The 16,864-nt window shown below is 71.5% G+C and carries 19 protein-coding genes and 1 pseudogene; 14 read left to right on the plus strand and 6 right to left on the minus strand.

Translation table 11 applies throughout. The annotated features are described in order from the left end of the window. Window positions 1-316: 316 nt before the first annotated feature. Window positions 317-2,632: pseudogene (locus B1L11_RS35805) on the plus strand (discoidin domain-containing protein); the annotation flags it as partial. 169 nt (window positions 2,633-2,801) lie between these two features. Then, complete coding sequence (locus tag B1L11_RS55475; protein WP_372974759.1) at window positions 2,802-3,170, plus strand: discoidin domain-containing protein; 369 nt, start codon at window positions 2,802-2,804, stop codon at window positions 3,168-3,170. A 79-nt stretch (window positions 3,171-3,249) separates the two neighbouring features. Here the strand turns inward: B1L11_RS55475 and B1L11_RS35810 are convergent, their stop codons facing one another. Beyond that, window positions 3,250-4,242, minus strand: coding sequence for a LacI family DNA-binding transcriptional regulator (locus B1L11_RS35810; RefSeq protein ID WP_079319751.1), 993 nt, complete (start codon window positions 4,240-4,242; stop codon window positions 3,250-3,252). A gap of 130 nt (window positions 4,243-4,372) precedes the next feature. On the opposite strand from B1L11_RS35810, the gene B1L11_RS35815 reads away from it, so the two are divergent. Continuing rightward, window positions 4,373-4,744 carry a hypothetical protein gene (locus tag B1L11_RS35815; RefSeq protein WP_143737779.1) on the plus strand — a complete coding sequence of 124 codons (372 nt, stop codon included), beginning with the start codon at window positions 4,373-4,375 and terminating at the stop codon, window positions 4,742-4,744. Window positions 4,745-5,049: 305 nt separating this feature from the next. On the opposite strand, the gene B1L11_RS35820 is transcribed toward B1L11_RS35815, so the two are convergent. The 5 genes from B1L11_RS35820 to B1L11_RS35835 all read right to left on the minus strand — a co-directional run bounded on the left by B1L11_RS35820 (window position 5,050) and on the right by B1L11_RS35835 (window position 6,863). Continuing rightward, window positions 5,050-5,295, minus strand: a complete 246-nt coding sequence (locus B1L11_RS35820) for a hypothetical protein (RefSeq protein ID WP_079319740.1) — start codon at window positions 5,293-5,295, stop codon at window positions 5,050-5,052. Next, window positions 5,288-5,515, minus strand: a complete 228-nt coding sequence (locus B1L11_RS35825; RefSeq protein WP_079319741.1) for a DUF6158 family protein — start codon at window positions 5,513-5,515, stop codon at window positions 5,288-5,290. The genes B1L11_RS35820 and B1L11_RS35825 overlap by 8 nt, the downstream gene beginning before the upstream one ends. A 12-nt stretch (window positions 5,516-5,527) precedes the next feature. After that, window positions 5,528-5,674 (minus strand): hypothetical protein, encoded by a 147-nt coding sequence (locus B1L11_RS47395; RefSeq protein WP_179155478.1) that lies wholly within the window; start codon window positions 5,672-5,674, stop codon window positions 5,528-5,530. A 119-nt stretch (window positions 5,675-5,793) separates the two neighbouring features. Further along, window positions 5,794-6,015, minus strand: a complete 222-nt coding sequence (locus B1L11_RS35830; protein ID WP_030510575.1) for a DUF397 domain-containing protein — start codon at window positions 6,013-6,015, stop codon at window positions 5,794-5,796. Next, window positions 6,012-6,863: a helix-turn-helix transcriptional regulator gene (locus B1L11_RS35835; protein WP_079319742.1), complete on the minus strand. Its 852-nt coding sequence runs from the start codon at window positions 6,861-6,863 to the stop codon at window positions 6,012-6,014. The genes B1L11_RS35830 and B1L11_RS35835 overlap by 4 nt, the downstream gene beginning before the upstream one ends. A 151-nt stretch (window positions 6,864-7,014) precedes the next feature. Here B1L11_RS35835 and B1L11_RS35840 point away from each other — a divergent pair, with 151 nt between their 5' ends. The 11 genes from B1L11_RS35840 to mreD all read left to right on the plus strand — a co-directional run. Beyond that, window positions 7,015-7,458, plus strand: coding sequence for an ATP-binding protein (locus B1L11_RS35840; protein ID WP_143737780.1), 444 nt, complete (start codon window positions 7,015-7,017; stop codon window positions 7,456-7,458). Window positions 7,459-7,561: 103 nt separating this feature from the next. Continuing rightward, window positions 7,562-9,001, plus strand: coding sequence for an MFS transporter (locus B1L11_RS35845; protein WP_179155479.1), 1,440 nt, complete (start codon window positions 7,562-7,564; stop codon window positions 8,999-9,001). A 129-nt stretch (window positions 9,002-9,130) separates the two neighbouring features. Continuing rightward, window positions 9,131-9,262: a hypothetical protein gene (locus B1L11_RS52790; protein WP_256863183.1), complete on the plus strand. Its 132-nt coding sequence runs from the start codon at window positions 9,131-9,133 to the stop codon at window positions 9,260-9,262. A gap of 149 nt (window positions 9,263-9,411) precedes the next feature. Further along, on the plus strand, window positions 9,412-10,251 hold the full coding sequence (locus B1L11_RS35850) for an LLM class flavin-dependent oxidoreductase (protein WP_079319744.1): 840 nt from the start codon (window positions 9,412-9,414) through the stop codon (window positions 10,249-10,251). A gap of 131 nt (window positions 10,252-10,382) precedes the next feature. Then, window positions 10,383-10,850: a PH domain-containing protein gene (locus tag B1L11_RS35855; protein ID WP_256863184.1), complete on the plus strand. Its 468-nt coding sequence runs from the start codon at window positions 10,383-10,385 to the stop codon at window positions 10,848-10,850. Further along, the gene (locus tag B1L11_RS35860; RefSeq protein WP_218671521.1) at window positions 10,847-12,460 is read left to right on the plus strand and encodes a PH domain-containing protein; all 1,614 of its coding nucleotides are present in this window, start codon (window positions 10,847-10,849) and stop codon (window positions 12,458-12,460) included. The genes B1L11_RS35855 and B1L11_RS35860 overlap by 4 nt, the downstream gene beginning before the upstream one ends. A 25-nt stretch (window positions 12,461-12,485) precedes the next feature. Beyond that, complete coding sequence (speB, locus tag B1L11_RS35865; protein ID WP_079319746.1) at window positions 12,486-13,499, plus strand: agmatinase; 1,014 nt, start codon at window positions 12,486-12,488, stop codon at window positions 13,497-13,499. Between the two features lie 314 nt (window positions 13,500-13,813). Then, window positions 13,814-14,578: a hypothetical protein gene (locus B1L11_RS35870; protein WP_079319747.1), complete on the plus strand. Its 765-nt coding sequence runs from the start codon at window positions 13,814-13,816 to the stop codon at window positions 14,576-14,578. 98 nt (window positions 14,579-14,676) lie between these two features. Continuing rightward, window positions 14,677-15,711, plus strand: coding sequence for a rod shape-determining protein (locus tag B1L11_RS35875; protein WP_079319748.1), 1,035 nt, complete (start codon window positions 14,677-14,679; stop codon window positions 15,709-15,711). Then, a complete protein-coding gene (gene mreC / locus B1L11_RS35880) occupies window positions 15,708-16,580 on the plus strand; it encodes a rod shape-determining protein MreC (RefSeq protein ID WP_079319749.1) in 873 nt (290 codons plus the stop codon). The genes B1L11_RS35875 and mreC overlap by 4 nt, the downstream gene beginning before the upstream one ends. Then, on the plus strand, window positions 16,580-16,864 hold a 285-nt coding region (mreD, locus tag B1L11_RS35885; protein ID WP_079319750.1), incomplete at its 3' end, for a rod shape-determining protein MreD. The genes mreC and mreD, both read left to right, overlap by 1 nt.

Below are 16,864 nucleotides of genomic sequence, written 5' to 3' on the forward strand. Positions count from 1 at the left end.
CGCTTTCATTCGCTTGCGCATGTGATCGCGAACAGCACGTCAGACCATTGCCTCGCCCCTCGAGTGGGGCCGCACCGATCGCGATCCCCTGGGCGCCGTCCCGCGCACTTCTCTGGCCGAGGTGCGGAGCGTTCCAGAGCGCTCGGGGCTGGGATTACGTGATGTCGTAACGCGCATGTCATCTTGCGACTTCTCGTCGGAATATTGCAGATGGTTGTTCGCCAACTTATCGTGTGGGCCACTCACCTTCTTCGGAGGTGTGGCGGTCCAGCGTCCACGCCGCATCTCCCGGGTCTCGCATGCAGAAAGGAACCTCATGAGTAGATCCGGAGCCGCCATCGCGGTGGCGGGGGCGCTGATCGCTCTGGGGAGCGTGGTGGCGTTCCCCGGCACGTCGTCGGCCGCGACCTCGCCGTCGCCCTTCTCGGTGCCGGGAAGAGGCGCGACCGTGCCGTTCACGGAGATCGAGGCCGAGGCCGCCGCGACCAACGGCGAGCAGATCGGCCCGGACCGCGTCTACACGCACCTGCCGTCCGAGGCGTCGGGCCGCCGGGCCGTACGGCTCGACGCGCCGGGAGAGTACGTCGAGTTCACCCTGCCCAAGCCCGCCAACGCCATGACCGTGCGTTACAGCGTGCCGGACAACGCGGCCGGAACGGGCATCACGGCACCGGTCGACCTGAGGATCAACGGGACCAAGCTCAAGGACCTGCAGTTCACCTCCCGGTACGGCTGGTTCTACGGCGGCTACCCGTTCGGCAACACACCCGGCGACAAGCCGCACCACTTCTACGACGAGACGCGGACGATGTTCGGGTCCACCCTGGCGGCGGGCACCAAGGTCAGGATCCAGGTGGCCTCCACCTCGGCCGCGCCGTGGGTCGTCGTGGACCTCGCCGACTTCGAACTCGTGCCGGACCCGATCCCCCGGCCCGCCGGGTCGCTTTCGGTCGACGACTTCGGTGCCGACCGCAACGGCACGAGCGACTCCACCGCCGCCTTCCAGGCCGCCGTGGACGCCGGAAAGGCCCAGGGTAAGGAGGTCTACATCCCGGCCGGGACGTACACCCTGTGGGACCACGTGGTCGTGGACGGGGTCACGCTGCGCGGGGCCGGGCCCTGGTACAGCGTGCTCACCGGCCGCCATCCCACCCAGCGCAACCGGGCCGTCGGCGTCTACGGCAAGTACGTCAGCGGCGGCGGCTACACCGGCGGGATCCGGCCGCACGAGGCGGGCGGGCCGAGCCGCAACGTCACCCTGCGGGACTTCGCGATCATCGGCGACATCACAGAACGGGTGGACGACGACCAGGTCAACGCCCTCGGGGGCGCGATGACCGATTCGGTGGTCGACAACCTGTGGATCCAGCACACCAAGGTCGGGGCCTGGATGGACGGCCCGATGGACAACTTCACGTTGAAGAACAGCCGCATCCTCGACCAGACCGCCGACGGCGTGAACTTCCACACCGGCGTCACCAACTCCACGGTGACCAACACCTTCGTCCGCAACAGCGGTGACGACGGCCTGGCGATGTGGCCCGACCGGATCGCCAACGCGAACAACGCGTTCACCTTCAACACCGTGGTCGCGCCGGTCCTGGCCAACAACATCGTGACGTACGGCGGCCGGGACATAAAGATCACCGACAACGTGGTCAGCGACACGCTCACCAACGGCGGCGGCATCCACGTCGCCAACCGCTATCCAGGGGTGAACTCCGGCCAGGGCACGGCGGTCGCCGGCACGATCACCGTCGCCCGCAACACCCTCATCCGGGCCGGCAACAGCGACTACAACTGGAACTTCGGCGTCGGCGCGATCTGGTTCGACGGCCTCAACGAGCCGATCAACGCGACGATCAACGTGACCGACACCGACATCATCGACAGTTCCTACGAGGCCATCCAGTTCATCGAGGGCAGCACCCAGACCGTCAACTTCTCGAACGTGAACATCGACGGCACCGGGACGTACATGATCCAGGCGCAGGCTGCGGCGAAGGCGAGCTTCACCAACGTCCGGGCGGCCCACATCGGCGCGGGCGTCGCGATCCACAACTGCGTCGGCACCGGATTCGCCCCCACGTACGGCACGGGCAACTCCGGCTGGAGCCTGAACTCCACCGTCTGCACCGGCCAGTGGCCCGCGCCGAACTACATCTACGACGGCGGCGACCCCAGCCCGAGCCCGTCGCCGTCCACCTCGCCCTCCGCCTCCCCCTCTCCCTCGCCAAGCCCCACGGCGTGCGATCCCGGCAGCGGCGACCTCGCCAGGGGCAAGACGGTCACGGCGACGAGCAGCACGCAGACGTACGTCCCGGCCAACGCCGTGGACGGCGACGCCACCACCTACTGGGAGTCGGCCAACAACGCCTTCCCGCAGTCGATCACCGTGGACCTGTGCGCGGTGACCCCGGTCCAGCGGGTGGTGCTCAAGCTGCCGCCGAGCGCCGCCTGGGCCACCCGCACCCAGACCCTCGCGGTCCTGGGCAGCGCGGACGGGACGAACTACACCACCTTGTCCCCCTCGGCGGGCCGTACGTTCGACCCGGCCACCGGGAACACGGCGAGCATCCCCTTCACGACCGTGAACGTCCGCTACGTCCGGCTGACGGTCACCGGCAACACCGGCTGGCCCGCAGGGCAGCTGTCGGCCTTCGAGGTGTACGGCACCGGCGCCACCCCCAGCCCGTCGCCCAGCCCGTCGCCCAGCCCGTCGCCCAGTGTCTCCCCCCAGCCCGCCGCCCACCGGAAACCTCGCCCGGGGCAAGGCGGTCAGCGCGAGCAGCCACGCCGACGTGTACGTCGCGGGCAACGCGACCGACGGAAACGCGGGCACCTACTGGGAGTCGGCCAACAACGCGTTCCCGCAGACCCTGACCGTGGACCTCGGCGCGTCCGTCACGGTCGGCAGGGTGGTGCTCAAGCTGCCGCCGAGCGCGGCCTGGGGCTCCCGCACCCAGACACTGGCGGTCCTCGGCAGCACGGACGGCACGAACTACACCACGATCGCCGGACCCGCGGGCTACACGTTCGACCCGGCGACCGGCAACACCGTCACCATCGCCGTGCCCGCCGCCGCCCGGCGCTACCTGCGGCTGAACGTCACCGGTAACACCGGCTGGCCGGCCGCGCAGATCTCCGAGTTCGAGGCGTACGCCTCGTAACCCGGAACGGGACGCCCGGAGGAGGAGTGGACGCCTCCTCCTCCGGGCTCCCCCACACAGCATGACCCCCGGCAGGCCGTCAGGTGACGGGGACGCCGACGCGGCCGGTGGAGGAGCGGACCACCAGTTCCGGCTCGAACAACAGCTCGCCCGTCGCCACCGCGGCGCCCTCGATCTGGCTGACCAGCAGCTCCACCGCGGCCCGGCCCATCGCCTCGATCGGCTGACGCACCGTCGTCAGCGGCGGGTCCACGCACGTCATGAGCGCGGAGTCGTCGTACCCGACGACGGACACGTCCTGGGGCACGCGCCGGCCGGCCCGCCGCGCCGCGCGGATGGCTCCGAGGGCCAGCGGGTCGCTGCCGCAGATGATCCCCGTGACGTCCTGCCGCACGAGCTTCAGCGCCGCCGCGTGGCCGCCCTCCAGCGAGTGCATCGTGTGCTCGACCAGCTCGCCGCCCGCGGCCCGGAACGCCTCCAACTTCCGGATGGACGGCATGTGGTCGGCGGGACCGACGACCAGGCCGATCCGCTGGTGGCCGAGCGCGCGCAGGTGGCCCAGCGCCTGCTCCACCGCGATCGTGTCGTCGCAGGAGACGCGGGGGAAGTCCCAGTGATCGGCCGCGGCGTTGACCAGCACGGTGGGCAGCCGCCGCTCGACCAGCCGCAGGTAGTGCTCGTGGACGACGCCGGTCTGCGTGTAGAGCCCCCCGGCGAAGACCACGCCGGACACCTGCTGCTGCAACAGCAGATCCACGTAGTCGGCCTCCGAGATCCCGCCGACCGTACGCGTACACAGCACGGGCGTGAACCCCTGCTGTGCCAGCGCCCCACCGACGACCTCGGCGAACGCCGGGAAGATCGGGTTCTGCAGCTCGGGCAGGACAAGCCCGACCAGCCGGGCGCGCTCGCCGCGCAACTGCGTGGGCCGCTCATAGCCGAGCACGTCGAGAGCCGTCAGCACGGCCTCCCGGGTGGCCTCGGAGACCCCGGCCTTGCCGTTGAGGACGCGACTCACCGTGGCCTCGCTGACCCCGACCTTCTTCGCAACCTCCGCAAGCCGTCGCGTCATGGCGGCAAGCATACGACGCGGAGCGGTCGGGCCAAGGATCTTCGACGACACGGTTGCAAGCGGGCTGAAAGCACCGTGAAAGAGGCGATTCCTAGTGTCTGACGCGTTGCAGATCACCCAGGAAGGCACCATGAACATCCTCAGGAACAGCCTCGCCGTCGTCGCGGCGTCCGCCCTTCTCGGTCTGACCGCCGCCTGCAGCGGGAGCCAGACGACCGTCTGCGAGGAGGCGACCAAGGCGTTCACCGACTACAGCAGCAAGGCCGCCGCCGCGGCCGGTGACATCAAGGGCATCAACACCGCGACCAGCGACCTGGCCGCGCAGCTCAAGGACCTGTCGGGCAAGGCCGACGGCGACCTGAAGGTGACGCTCGCCGGCATGGCCGACTCGTGGGGGTCCTTCAAGATCGACCTGTCGGACCCGGCCTCCGCGACCAAGCTCGCCGAGTCGGGCCAGAAGGCCATTCAGGCGACCCAGCAGCTCGCCTCCGCCTGCTCCTGACCTCCGCGGCCCGCCTCGCCGCCGGCGCGGAGCGCCGGGGGCGGGCGGGTGCGGAGGCCGGCGTAAGACCGTGCCCTGTACCACCGCGCCCGCGAGGGCCGCTCCCGCGGCTCACGGGACCGCAACTATCACGGCCGGCCGGAGCACCCGCCCGCCCGTGAGCGCGTAGCGCAGTCCAGCACCAACGAACCAAAGCAGGCTCTCGAGCACATCTCGCCTCAAGGAGCCAAAGCACGTCAGCGAGGCGAGGCGGAGCGCGCAACGCATCCCCACCCCGGCCAGGCACCGCTCCTGAGCGCGCGCTGTCAGTACTCGAGCCCCCAGTCGTGGGTGCCGAGGACGTAGGCGTCTCCCTTGGGCACCAGCCTGCCGCCCTCGGCCAGGCTGGTAAGGCACCGCCGTACGTCGTCCTCCGGGAGACCGGTCATCTCCGCGACCTTTCCAGCGGTCGCGGGCCGTTCCTCCGTGTTCAAAGCGGCGACGGCCTCGTAGACCGTCATGTCCGCCGTCGTCATCTCCTGGACGTCTTCCAGGCTCTCCTCGTCAGGCACTCCGCTGTCTCGCCCCCTCGCGCAACCGCTCCGGATCGACCTGCCGGTCCGGGTAGCGTTCGAGGTACTCGCCTTCCAGCTCCTGCGTCCGGGAGGTGTGGCGCTCCAGCGCGTCGTCCGACCCGTGGAAGAACGTCTCCGACCGGGTCTCGTGCAGGTGGCGCAACTCGCGGATCAGGTCCTCGTCGCCCAGGTCCCGCGGGTCGACTCCCATGGTCATGACGGTCCTCCCTCACACCTCTGTCGGCTTGTCCCAGCGTTCGTCAGGGTTCTTGTCGTCCGGCTCCGCGTTGGGCGGATCCGTGGCGGACGGCGTCCACTCGCCGGCGATATCCGGCTCTTCCTCGGTATCGATGTATCGGTCGTCTTCCCTTCGCATGCCAGGTCTCCTGCCCGGTGGAGCGCCCGCCATTCCGGACCGGCCACACCGCGCCGCCCCGAATGCCGTACGGCCCGCTCCATCCACGACGGAGACGGGCCGTACGGGTACGGGAGCTGTCAGGACAGGTCGAACTCCCCGCCCTTGACCCCTTCGATGAACGCCTCCCACTCGCCGGGGGTGAACATCAGCCGCGGCCCCTGGGGATCCTTAGAGTCGCGTACGGCGACGCCGTCACGCAGGCGCGCGACCTCCACGCACTGGTTGCCGACGGTGTTCGAGCGCGCCGCCTTGCGCCAGACGGCGCAGGCCAGGTCGTCCGCCGGTACGAGTCCCCTCATCGTCCTGCCATCTCCTTCTCGACCGAAATGATCATTTCCATGGACTTCTCCGGGCCGAGCGCGGCGGCACGAAGATGATCGAAGACCTGGACGTATCCGCGGATCTCCGCCGGATCCTCCAGGTAGAGCTCGCCGCTCATGTTCTCCAGCAGCACCACGTCGGCGTCGCCGGGATCGGGGAAGGCCAGGATCGCCATCGAGTTGCCCATGCCGAGGTAGGCGCCCGCGTCGAACGGCAGCACCTGCACGGTGACGTTCGGCTGGACGGCCATCTCCCGCAGCCTGCGCAGCTGCTCGGCCATCACGGGCGGGCCGCCCACGGGCCGGCGCAGCGCCGCCTCGTCGAGGACGGCCCACAGCTCCAGCGGGGCGGGCCCGGTCAGGCGCCGCTGGCGCTCCATCCGGGCCGCCGCCCGCCGCTCGATCTCCGCCGGGTCCTTGACCAGGGCCGCGCCGATGACCGCGCGGGCGTAGTCCTCGGTCTGCAGCAGCCCGGGGACCAGCAGCGGCTCGTAGTTGCGCACCGACGACGCCTCGGCCTCCAGCCCGACGTACGGCCCGGGCAGCACGTCGTCGTAGGCGCGCCACCACCCCCGCCGGGTGGCGTCCCTGGCCAGCGCGACCAGCGCCTCCCGTTCCGAGCCCTCGACGCCGTAGAGGTCGAGCAGGTCGCGGATGGTCCGGGTCTGCGGGCGGGTGTGGCCGGACTCGATCCGGTAGACGGTGGAGACCGCCATGCCAAGCCGCCGCGCGACCTCCTCCCGGCCGAACCCGGCTTCACGCCGCAGACGGGTCAGCTCACCGGAAAGCCGGCGGAGCCGGACTGTAGGGCCGCCAACTCCCCTCATGAACCGAACTCTCCCTTTCGCCGCAAAAGGAAACTATGCAATCGTGCATTCGCCATATTGCGTAGTCGTTTTGCAAAGTGCAGGATGAACGAAGTCTTGCACGGACCTCGAATCGCCATCCGCAGACGGGTGCACAGGGAGTTATCACGGGATGACAATTCTCAACCTCTCGGGGAGAATCGCGATCTCACCCCCCTTCTCGGGAGACCCGTCCCAAGTGCGGGCCGCCCGGCGGTTCGTGGCGAGCCGTCTCGGCGACGGCCACCCCTGCCGCGACGACGCCGTGCAACTGATCGGCGAGCTGGTCGCCGAGTCCCTGCGGCACGCCGTCTCCTGCGGACGCCCGCCGGGGTACGGCGTGTCGGTCCTGGCCACACCCGCCGCGGTCCGCGTCACGCTGTCGACCCAGGGCTGCGGGTGCTGGACGTCTCCCGAGCTGACGCCGGGCCGCGGCGTCCACCTCGTGGACCTGTTCACCCGGCGATGGGGGGTGTCGGCCAGCCGCACCGGAGTCTGCGTGTGGTTCGAGCTCGGGCACGACGCCGCCGTACCGCCGCCCAGGGGCGTGGAGAGCGAGAGCACGAGGACGGCCTGACCGCTATGCGCACCGGTCAGGACCGAGACCGGTGAGAAGCAGAATGAATTTCTGGCCGGATCCGGGGTAGACGGGCGCCATATCTTGCGGAGAAGGGGACGATATGGCGCAAATAAGCACCGACATTCCCGCGCGGCTGGATCGGCTCCCCTGGGCCCGTTGGCACTGGCTCGTGCTCATCGGACTCGGCACCGTCTGGATCCTCGACGGGCTCGAGGTGACCATCGTGGGGGTCATCGGCCCCCGGATCACGGACCCGGGCAGCGGGCTGGGACTCACCGACAGCGAGGTCGGGATCGCCGCCGGCGTGTACGTCGCGGGAGCCTGCCTCGGCGCTCTCTTCTTCGGCCACCTGACGGACCGGTTCGGGCGCAAGAAGCTCTTCCTGGTCACGCTCGCCCTCTACCTCGCCGCCACCGTGGCCACGGCCTTCTCGCACGACGCCTGGTACTTCTACCTGTGCCGGTTCTTCACCGGCGCCGGCATCGGAGGCGAGTACGCCGCGATCAACTCGGCGATCGACGAGCTCATCCCGGCCCGCGTGCGCGGCACGGTCGACCTGGTGGTGAACGGCTCCTTCTGGCTGGGCACCGCGCTCGGCGCGCTCATCGCGATCCCGGCACTCGACACGAGCCTGCTGCCGGCCGGTCTCGGCTGGCGCCTGCTGTTCGGCCTGGGCGCCGTCCTCGGCGTGGCGATCCTGCTGGTCCGCAGGACCGTGCCCGAGAGCCCGCGCTGGCTGTTCATCCACGGCCGCGGAGAAGAGGCCGAGGAGATCGTGCGGGACATCGAGACGAAGGTCCGCGAGGAGAGCGGCAAGACGCTCGAACCGGCGCACGGGGAGATCAGGATCAACCAGCGGACGCACACCCCGCTGTCGGAGGTGGCGGCCACGCTGCTGCGCCGCTATCCCAAGCGCACGACCGTCGGCCTGTCGCTGTTCATCGGTCAGGCGTTCCTCTACAACTCGATCTTCTTCACGTACGCGCTGGTGCTGTCGAAGTTCTTCAAGGTGCCGGACGGCAGCACGCCGTGGTACCTCGTCCCGATCGCGATCGGGAACTTCCTCGGCCCGGTCCTGCTCGGCCGGTTCTTCGACACGGTCGGTCGCCGGACCATGATCTCGGGCAGCTACGTGCTGTCCGGCCTGCTCCTGCTGGGCACCGCCGCGCTGTTCAACGCGCACGTGCTGACCCCCGTGACCCTCACGGCCTGCTGGATGGTGGTGTTCTTCTTCGCCTCCGCGGGAGCGAGCAGCGCCTACCTGACGGTCTCGGAGATCTTCCCGATGGAGACCAGGGCCCTGGCGATCGCGCTGTTCTACGCCGTCGGCACCGGGCTCGGCGGCATCATCGGGCCCGTGCTGTTCGGCCGCCTGGTGGAGAGCGGGGTGGTCGGCGACGTCGTGGTCGGCTACGCCATCGGCGCCGTCCTGATGATGGCGGCCGGGCTGGTGCAGTGGTTCATGGGCGTGGAGGCGGCCCGGCGCTCGCTGGAGGACATCGCCGCCCCGCTCAGCGCCGAGCAGCGCCAGATGGTCTGACCGGGCGTACCGGTACGGCTCGCACCTTCACAGCGCGAGCCGCACCTGGCCGGGTGTCTCACCGCTCTCTTGGGTATCAACCCCCTCAGATGCGCACATAAGGCGCATCCTCGTACATTCGGGGGAATCATGGCTGACGACGCTCAGAAGAAGAAGCCCGCGAAGTCCACCGGCAAGGCGAAGAGGACGGCCATCAAGGAAGCCCGCTCGGCGAAGCAGGCGAAGAAGGCCAACCGCCCCGCCGAGGGCGCGAGCGAGTGACGGCCGCACGGCCGGTGCCACCATGATCCGGGCCGGGCCCACCGTGGCCCGGCCCTCCTCCTTCACCCGCCCCCGTACGCGATGCCTCCCTCCGTCCTGGATACTCGGAAGGCCATAGAGCCGATCTCGCTTGTTCTGGAGGGCCGCCCGTGAGGCTTGGAGTCGTCTTCGACCGCGACCTGCCGCCGGAGTCGCTTCCGTCGTTCGCCGGGGAACTCGACGGCACGGCGGTCTCCGACCTGTGGGTGGTGGAGGACCTCGGCTGGACGGGCTCGATCTCCTCTGCCGCCACCGCACTGGCCGCGACCTCGCGCCTGCGCGTCGGCATCGGCATCACCCCCGCGCCCCTGCGCAACCCGATGCTGCTGGCGATGGAGCTGGCCAACCTGGCCCGTCTCCACCCCGGGCGGCTGGCCGCGGGGATCGGGCACGGCGTGCAGGCGTGGATGCGTCAGGTGGGCGCCGCCGCCGCGTCGCCGCTGTCGCTGCTGGAGGAGACGATCACGTCCGTACGCGCGCTGCTGCGCGGCGAGACCGTCACCCTGCACGGACGCGAGGTGAGCCTGGACGGCGTCCGCCTCGTCCACCCGCCGGCCGAGCCGCCGCCCGTCCTCGCCGGGGTGGTGAGCCCGCGCTCGCTGGCGCTGTCGGGACGGGTGGCCCAGGGCACGATCCTCCCCGAGGGCCTCAGTCCGGAGCGGTTGCGGTCGATGATCGAGGGGATCGGCGCGACCGGCGATCACGAAGTGGTGGCGTTCGTCCACCTCTACGTCGGCGACGACGCACGCGAGGCCATGCGGCACGCGGCGGAGGAGCAGGCGGGGTTCCTGCAGGTGGCGCCGGAGGAGGTCGTCATGGCGGCGGGTTCGCCGCAGGAGGCGTCCGCCCAGGTCAGGAGGCTGTGGGAGGCGGGCGTGTCCACGGTCGCCGTCCGCCCTGTGGGCGCCGACCCGCTCTCCCACGTCCACAAGCTGCTGTCCGCCCTCTGACCCGCCGTACGGCGCCGGGGCATGACATTTGTCCCGGGGAGAACCAGGATCGGCCCCACTACGCCGGGACGCGCACGATCGGGCAGAGTTGAGGCGTGGACACGCCGACCCTCCGATCCCCTCAACACCGTGTGAGCCGTACCGCCGTCTGGTATTGGGCCGCGCGGGCCGCCCTCGGCTGGCTGGTCATCCTCGCGGCCCAGGTGGTCTGGCTCGTGGCCGACGGCGACGGGACCGCCCTGCCCGTCATCGCCCACGTGGCCGGTCTCGCCGTCACCGCCGTCGTCGCGGTGGCGCACGTCACGGTCATGCCGCAGTGGCGTTATCGGGTGCACCGCTGGGAGGCCACGTCCGCGGCCGTCTTCACCCAGTCGGGCTGGTTCAAGCAGGAATGGCGCATCGCCCCCGTCTCCCGCATCCAGACCGTGGACAGCGAGCGCGGCCCGCTGGAGCAGATCTTCCGCCTGGCCAACGTCACCGTCACCACCGCCTCCGCCGCCGGTCCGATCAAGGTCAGCGGCCTCGACCGGGACACGGCCCAGCGCCTGGTCGCCGAGCTCACCGCCACCGCGCAGGCGACGGCGGGTGACGCGACGTGATCGACGTCGTCGAGACGACCCTGGCCTGGCGGCGGCTGAGCCCGCGCATGCTGGTGATCCACCCGTTCCAGGAGGTCGTACGGGCCGCACCGGCGCTGCTCGGCCTGCTGGTCGCGGGGACGAGCAGCGGCGGGCAGGGCCATCTGTGGAGCGTCGCGGGCGTCGCTCTCATGGTCGTGCTCGGCATGCTCCGCTGGTTCACCACGACCTACCGCATCACCCCCGAGCACGTGCAGGTCCGCCGCGGCCTGCTGAACCGCAAGGTGGTGACCGTGCCCCGCGACCGGGTCCGCACGGTGGACGTCACCTCCCACGTGCTGCACCGCGTGCTCGGCCTGGCCCGGGTGGAGGTGGGGACGGGCATGTCGGAGCGCAGGCACGAGGGCCGGCTCAAGCTGGACGCGCTGACCGCCGCCGAAGCCGCCCGCCTGCGCGTGGAACTGCTGCACCGCTCCCCCGCCGCCGCCATGGCATCCTCCACGGTGTCCTCCACCGTGTCTCCCGTGGCGCCCCCCGCCGGGAGCACGCCGGCCGCGGAGACCGAACTCGCGCGGATGCGTCCCGAGTGGGTGAGGTTCGGGCCGTTCACGATGTCCGGGCTCGTCACCGTGGGTGTCGTCGCCGGGTTCGTGTCCCGCCTGGTCTCGGAGGGCAACGTCGACCTCGGCAGGGTCGGGCCCGTCCAGGAGACCTGGCGGTGGTTCAGCGCGATGTCGCTCCCGCTGGAGATCGCGACGGTGGTGCTCGTGCTGGTGGTGTTCGTGAGCGTCGCCTCCACGCTCGGCTACGTCCTGGCCTTCGGCAACTTCCGGCTCACCCGGCACGCCGAGGGCACTCTCCACGTGACCCGGGGGCTGCTGACCACCCGGGCCACCACCATCGAGGAACGGCGGCTGCGCGGGGTCGAGGTCGGGGAGCCGCTGCTGCTGCGCGCCGTACGCGGGGCCCGCCTGTCCGCGGTGACGACCGGTCTGCGGTCGGCGCAGGGCGCCCAGCGCGGTGGGTCGCTGCTGCTGCCGCCCGCGCCGCGCGCCGACGCGGTGGCGGTGGCCCGGCTCGTGCTCCCCCGTGTCGCCGATGCCCCCTCGGTCTCCGCATCCGAGGCCTCGCCGGTCACCGCGAGCCTGACCGCGCACGGCCCTGCGGCGCTGCGCCGCAGGTTCACCCGGGCGTACGGCGTGCACGCGCTGGTGCTGGCCGCGCTGCTCGCGCTGTGGTGGTGGGCCGGGCTGCCCTCGTGGACGTGGGTCACCGCCGCCGCCCTGCTGCCGCTGACCGCTCTGCTGGCCGCCGACCGCTACCGCTCGCTCGGCCACGCTCTGACGTCGGGCTATCTGATCACCCGCTGGGGTTCGCTCGCACGCCGCCGGGTGGCCCTGGAGTGCGACGGCGTCATCGGCTGGAACATCGAGCGGTCGTTCTTCCAGCGCCGGGCCGGTTTGGCGACGCTGACGGCGACCACGGCGGCGGGCAAGCAGGGCTACCAGGTGCGCGACGTGGACCTCGCCGAGGCGCTGCGCCTGGCCGCCGCGGGCACGCCCGGCCTGCTCGACCCGTTCCTCGTCGAGGCCGCGGCGCCCTGTCGCCTAATAGCATGTGATGCCCGATAAGACCGGTTTCACCTGAGGAGTTGGATTGTCCCGCTACGGCCAGATGTTCGGCCCCGACATCACGTTCCTCGGCGTCGAGCGGTGCGACCTCGACGACCCGGCCGGTTACGCGGACGCCGACATCGTCATCCTGGGCGCGCCGTTCGACGGCGGCACCTCCCACCGCCCGGGTGCGCGCTTCGGCCCGAGCGCCATCCGCCAGACCTGCTACCTCCCCCACGACGGCTCCCGCCCGAGCCTGGCGCTGCGCGTGGACGCCCTCAAGGACCTGCGGGTGCTCGACGCGGGAGACGTGGAGACCTACGCCGGGGACATCGAGGGCAGCCTGCGCGCGATCGAGGACGCGGTCGCCAGGATCGCGGCCTCCGGGGCGATCCCGGTCGTCCTCGGCGGCGACCACACGATCGCCCTGCCCGACGCGACCGGCGTGGCCCGCCACCACGGCTTCGGCCGCGTCTCGATGATCCACTTCGACGCGCACGCCGACACCGGCGACATCGAGTTCGGCCACCTGCACGGCCACGGGCAGCCGATGCGGCGGCTCATCGAGTCGGGCGCGATCCGGGGCGACCGCTTCCTGCAGATCGGCCTGCGCGGCTACTGGCCGGGGCCGGAGATCCTCGACTGGATGGCCGGGAAGCGCATGCGGTCGTACGAGATGACCGAGATCGTCGCCAGGGGCCTCGACGAGTGCCTGACCGAGGCGTACGCGATCGCGCTCGACGACTGCGACGGGGTCTACCTGTCGGTCGACGTGGACGTCTGCGACCCGGGCCACGCGCCGGGCACCGGCACGCCCGAGCCGGGCGGCCTGTCGGCCCGCCAGCTCCTCGACGCCGTACGCAGGACCTGTTACGAGCTGCCCGTCGTGGGCCTGGAGATCGTCGAGGTGGCCCCGCCGTACGACCACGCGGACATCACGGCGTACCTCGGCAACCGGGTCGTCCTGGAGGCGCTGTCGGCGATCGCCCGCCGCCGCAGGGACGCCGCCGACGGCACGCGCTGGGACCCCACCCAGCCTCTCCTCGACGGCCGCTGACCCGCCCCGGGGCGCGTGCCGGACATTTCGGCCAAGGCCGGGAGCCGATCTGGTAGGCATGGTCGCGTGACGCGATCGAGAACCGCCGCCGTCCTGGCCGTCGCCGCCGTGCTCCCGGCGCTCCTGACCGGCTGCGCGGCCGACGGCGGCGGCACGGGCCCGGACCGCACGACGACGACGGCGCACGCGACGCCGGGCGCCGGATCCGGGGGCGACGCCGCGAGCCCGCCCTCCGCGACGCCCGGGCGAGCGGGCCGGCGACCAGGGACGCGTCCGACGGGGCCGCCCGTCCGCTCCGGTCCCCCACGAAGCCCGTGCGGGTGCCCGCCGGGGTGACGGCCGGGTATGCCGTGGTCGACGTGACCACGGGCAAGACGGTCGCGTCCCGCCAGGTGCACCACCGGTTCCGGTCGGCGTCGGTGGTGAAGATCCTCATCGCCGTCGACTACCTGGAGCGGCACAAGGGGACGATCCCGGCCGGCGACCTGGCGCTCCTGACCCCCATGCTCCGCGGCAGCGACGACGACGCGGCGACGGCCCTGTGGCGGCGCGGCGGCCAGGGCGAGATCGTGCGGCGGACGGCACGCAGGATCGGCCTGACCGAAACCTCCCCACCGCCCGCCGCCAAACCCGGCTTCTGGGGCTACACCGCCATCAGCGCGGCCGACATCGCGCTCGTCTACCGGTATCTGCTGCGGCGGGCCGAGCCCCGCGTCCGCGACTTCGTCCTCGGCAACCTGCGCAAGGCGTCCCAGTGCGCCCGCGACGGCTTCGACCAGTTCTTCGGCATCCCCCGCGCCGTTCCCCGGCCCTGGGCGATCAAGCAGGGATGGTCCGGGTATGGCGCGGTTCCTCCCGTCAGGTGCACCCGCGCGAAGGCGACGTCGTACCGTATCGGGGCGGTCACAATGGGCGGCAACCCGGTTGATTTCGGCCGTCCGGTGCTCCACACTACTGGCGTGATCGGCGACCGGCTGATCATGGTGGTGCTCACCCTGCAGCCCTCGGGGGCGTCCTTCACGCAATCGGCCGAGCGGGTGACGAAGCTGGCGAGAGACCTCTATCTCAGCGTCGCCTAGCGGTCCGCTTCGTACGGGGAAGGACCGTTCTGTTTAGAGGCGGGGCCGCCGGGCAGCGATCACGCGTGCTCTCCCTCCTCTCTGAAAGCTGGTCGGCGATGGGTTTCCCGTGGGGATTGCTCGGCCGGGACATGGCGGTCGATCTCGGTACGGCCAACACGCTCGTGTACGTGCGCAAGAAGGGCGTCGTCCTCGACGAGCCGTCGGTGGTGGCGATCAACCTGCACACGGACAGGATCGTGGCGGTCGGGACCGCGGCGAAGGAGATGATCGGGCGGACCCCGCCCCACATCGCCACGCTGCGCCCGCTCAAGGACGGCGTGATCGCCGACCTCGACGCGGCCGAGCGCATGCTGCGGCACTTCATCCAGGTGGCGCAGAAGAACCGCTACCTGGCCAAGCCCCGGGTCGTCATCGCCGTGCCGAGCGGCACCACGAGCGTCGAGCAGCGCGCGGTCAGGGAGGCGGCGTACGAGGCGGGCGCCCGCCGCGTCCACATCATCGAGGAGCCGATGGCCGCGGCGATCGGCGCGGGACTCAACGTTGGCGACACGACCGGCAACATGGTCGTGGACATCGGCGGCGGCACGACGGAGGTCGCGATCGTCTCGCTCGGCGGGGTGGTCGTGTCGAAGTCCGTGCGGGTCGGCGGCGACGAGCTCGACGAAGCGATCGTCAACTACGTCAAGAAGGAACACTCCCTGATGCTCGGCGAGCGCACGGCCGAGCACATCAAGATCAAGCTGGGCAGCGCACGGCCGGGCGGCGACGACACCACACCGCTGCCGATCCGGGGCCGCGACCTGGTGACCGGCCTGCCGAAGACCGCGACGATCAACCGGGCGCAGGTCAGGGAGGCGATCGAGGACCAGGTCCAGACGATCGTCGACGCCGTGCAGAGCACGCTGGACCAGTGCCCGGCCGAGCTGGCGGGCGACCTGATCGACAACGGCATCGTGCTGACCGGCGGCGGCGCGCTGCTCGACGGGCTGGCCGAACGGCTGGAGAAGGCCGTCGGCATGCCGATCCACCTCGTCGACCAGCCGCTCCAGTCGGTGGTGCTGGGCGCGGGCCGGTGCGTCGAGCGCTTCGACGACATGCAGGACGTGTTCCTCCCCGAAACGCGTCGATGAGGGCCGCCGGTCGCCGGGCGCCCGCGCTGCTGGCGCTCGTCTCCGCCGCCCTGATCGTCGCCGACACCGTCACCCCGCTCGCGCCGCTGCGCGCGTTCGGGTCGGCCGTGTACGGCGGGCTGGAGGACGCGGCGTCCGCCGGCGTCCGCTGGGCGTCGGGCGAGCGCCGCCTGGAGGAACTCGAACGCGAGAACGCCCGGCTGCGCGCCGACCTGCAGGCCGCCCGCGGGACGACGCCCTCCCCCGCTCAGGCGGACGGCTACCGGGTCGTGCCGGCCCACGTCATCGGCTTCGGCCGGGACGGCACGGTCACCGTCGACACCGGCGCCGACGCCGGCGTCGCCCGCGACATGACCGTGTTCGACGGGAACGGGCTGGTTGGCCGGGTCCTGCGGTCCGGGCCCGGGACGGCCACGGTGCAGCTCGCCACGGCCTCCGGCGCGTCGATCGGCGCGCGGCTCGAAGGCTCGCGGGAGGTCGGCCTGGTGACCGGAGTCCCCGAGCGCGGGCTGCTGCGGCTGAGCCTGCTCAACCCCTCGGCCGAGGTGAAGCCCGGCGACCGGGTGGTGACGCTGGGCTCGCGCGACATGCGGCCGTACGTGCCGGACGTGCCGATCGGCACGGTGGTCACGGTCGAGCCCGCGCCGGACGCGCTGACCAGGACGGCGCTCGTGCGTCCCTTCGCCCGGTTCACCGCGCTCGGCCTCGTCACCGTGGTGCTGGGACCGCAGCCGGACGGCGCGGCGGTGGACGCGTCCGCCGGCGAGGGCACGACGAAGGCCGGGGACGGAGACAAAGGCGCGGACAGAGACGGGGACAGAGCCGCGGACAGAGCCGAGGGCGGCTCGAAGAAGGCGAAGGGGGCCTGATGAAGGCGGTCGTGCTGTCCGTTCTCGTCGTCCTCGTCGCACCGGTGCTCCAGGTCGCCGTGGTGAACGGCCTGTCGCTGCCCGGCGGCGGGCCCGACGTCGTGCTGGTCGGCGTCATCGCGCTCGCGCCGCGTCTGCGACCAGGAGCGGGGGCGTTCCTGGGGTTCGCCGCGGGCCTGGCCGCCGACATCGCGCCGCCCGCCGACCACACCATAGGGCGGCTCGCCCTGGTCCTGTGCCTGGTGGCGTGGGTGTGCGCGCGGGTGACCGCGGACGGCACGGCC

Origin of the sequence: Microbispora sp. GKU 823 (genome assembly GCF_002027145.1) — a bacterium.
GTDB lineage: Bacteria > Actinomycetota > Actinomycetes > Streptosporangiales > Streptosporangiaceae > Microbispora > Microbispora siamensis.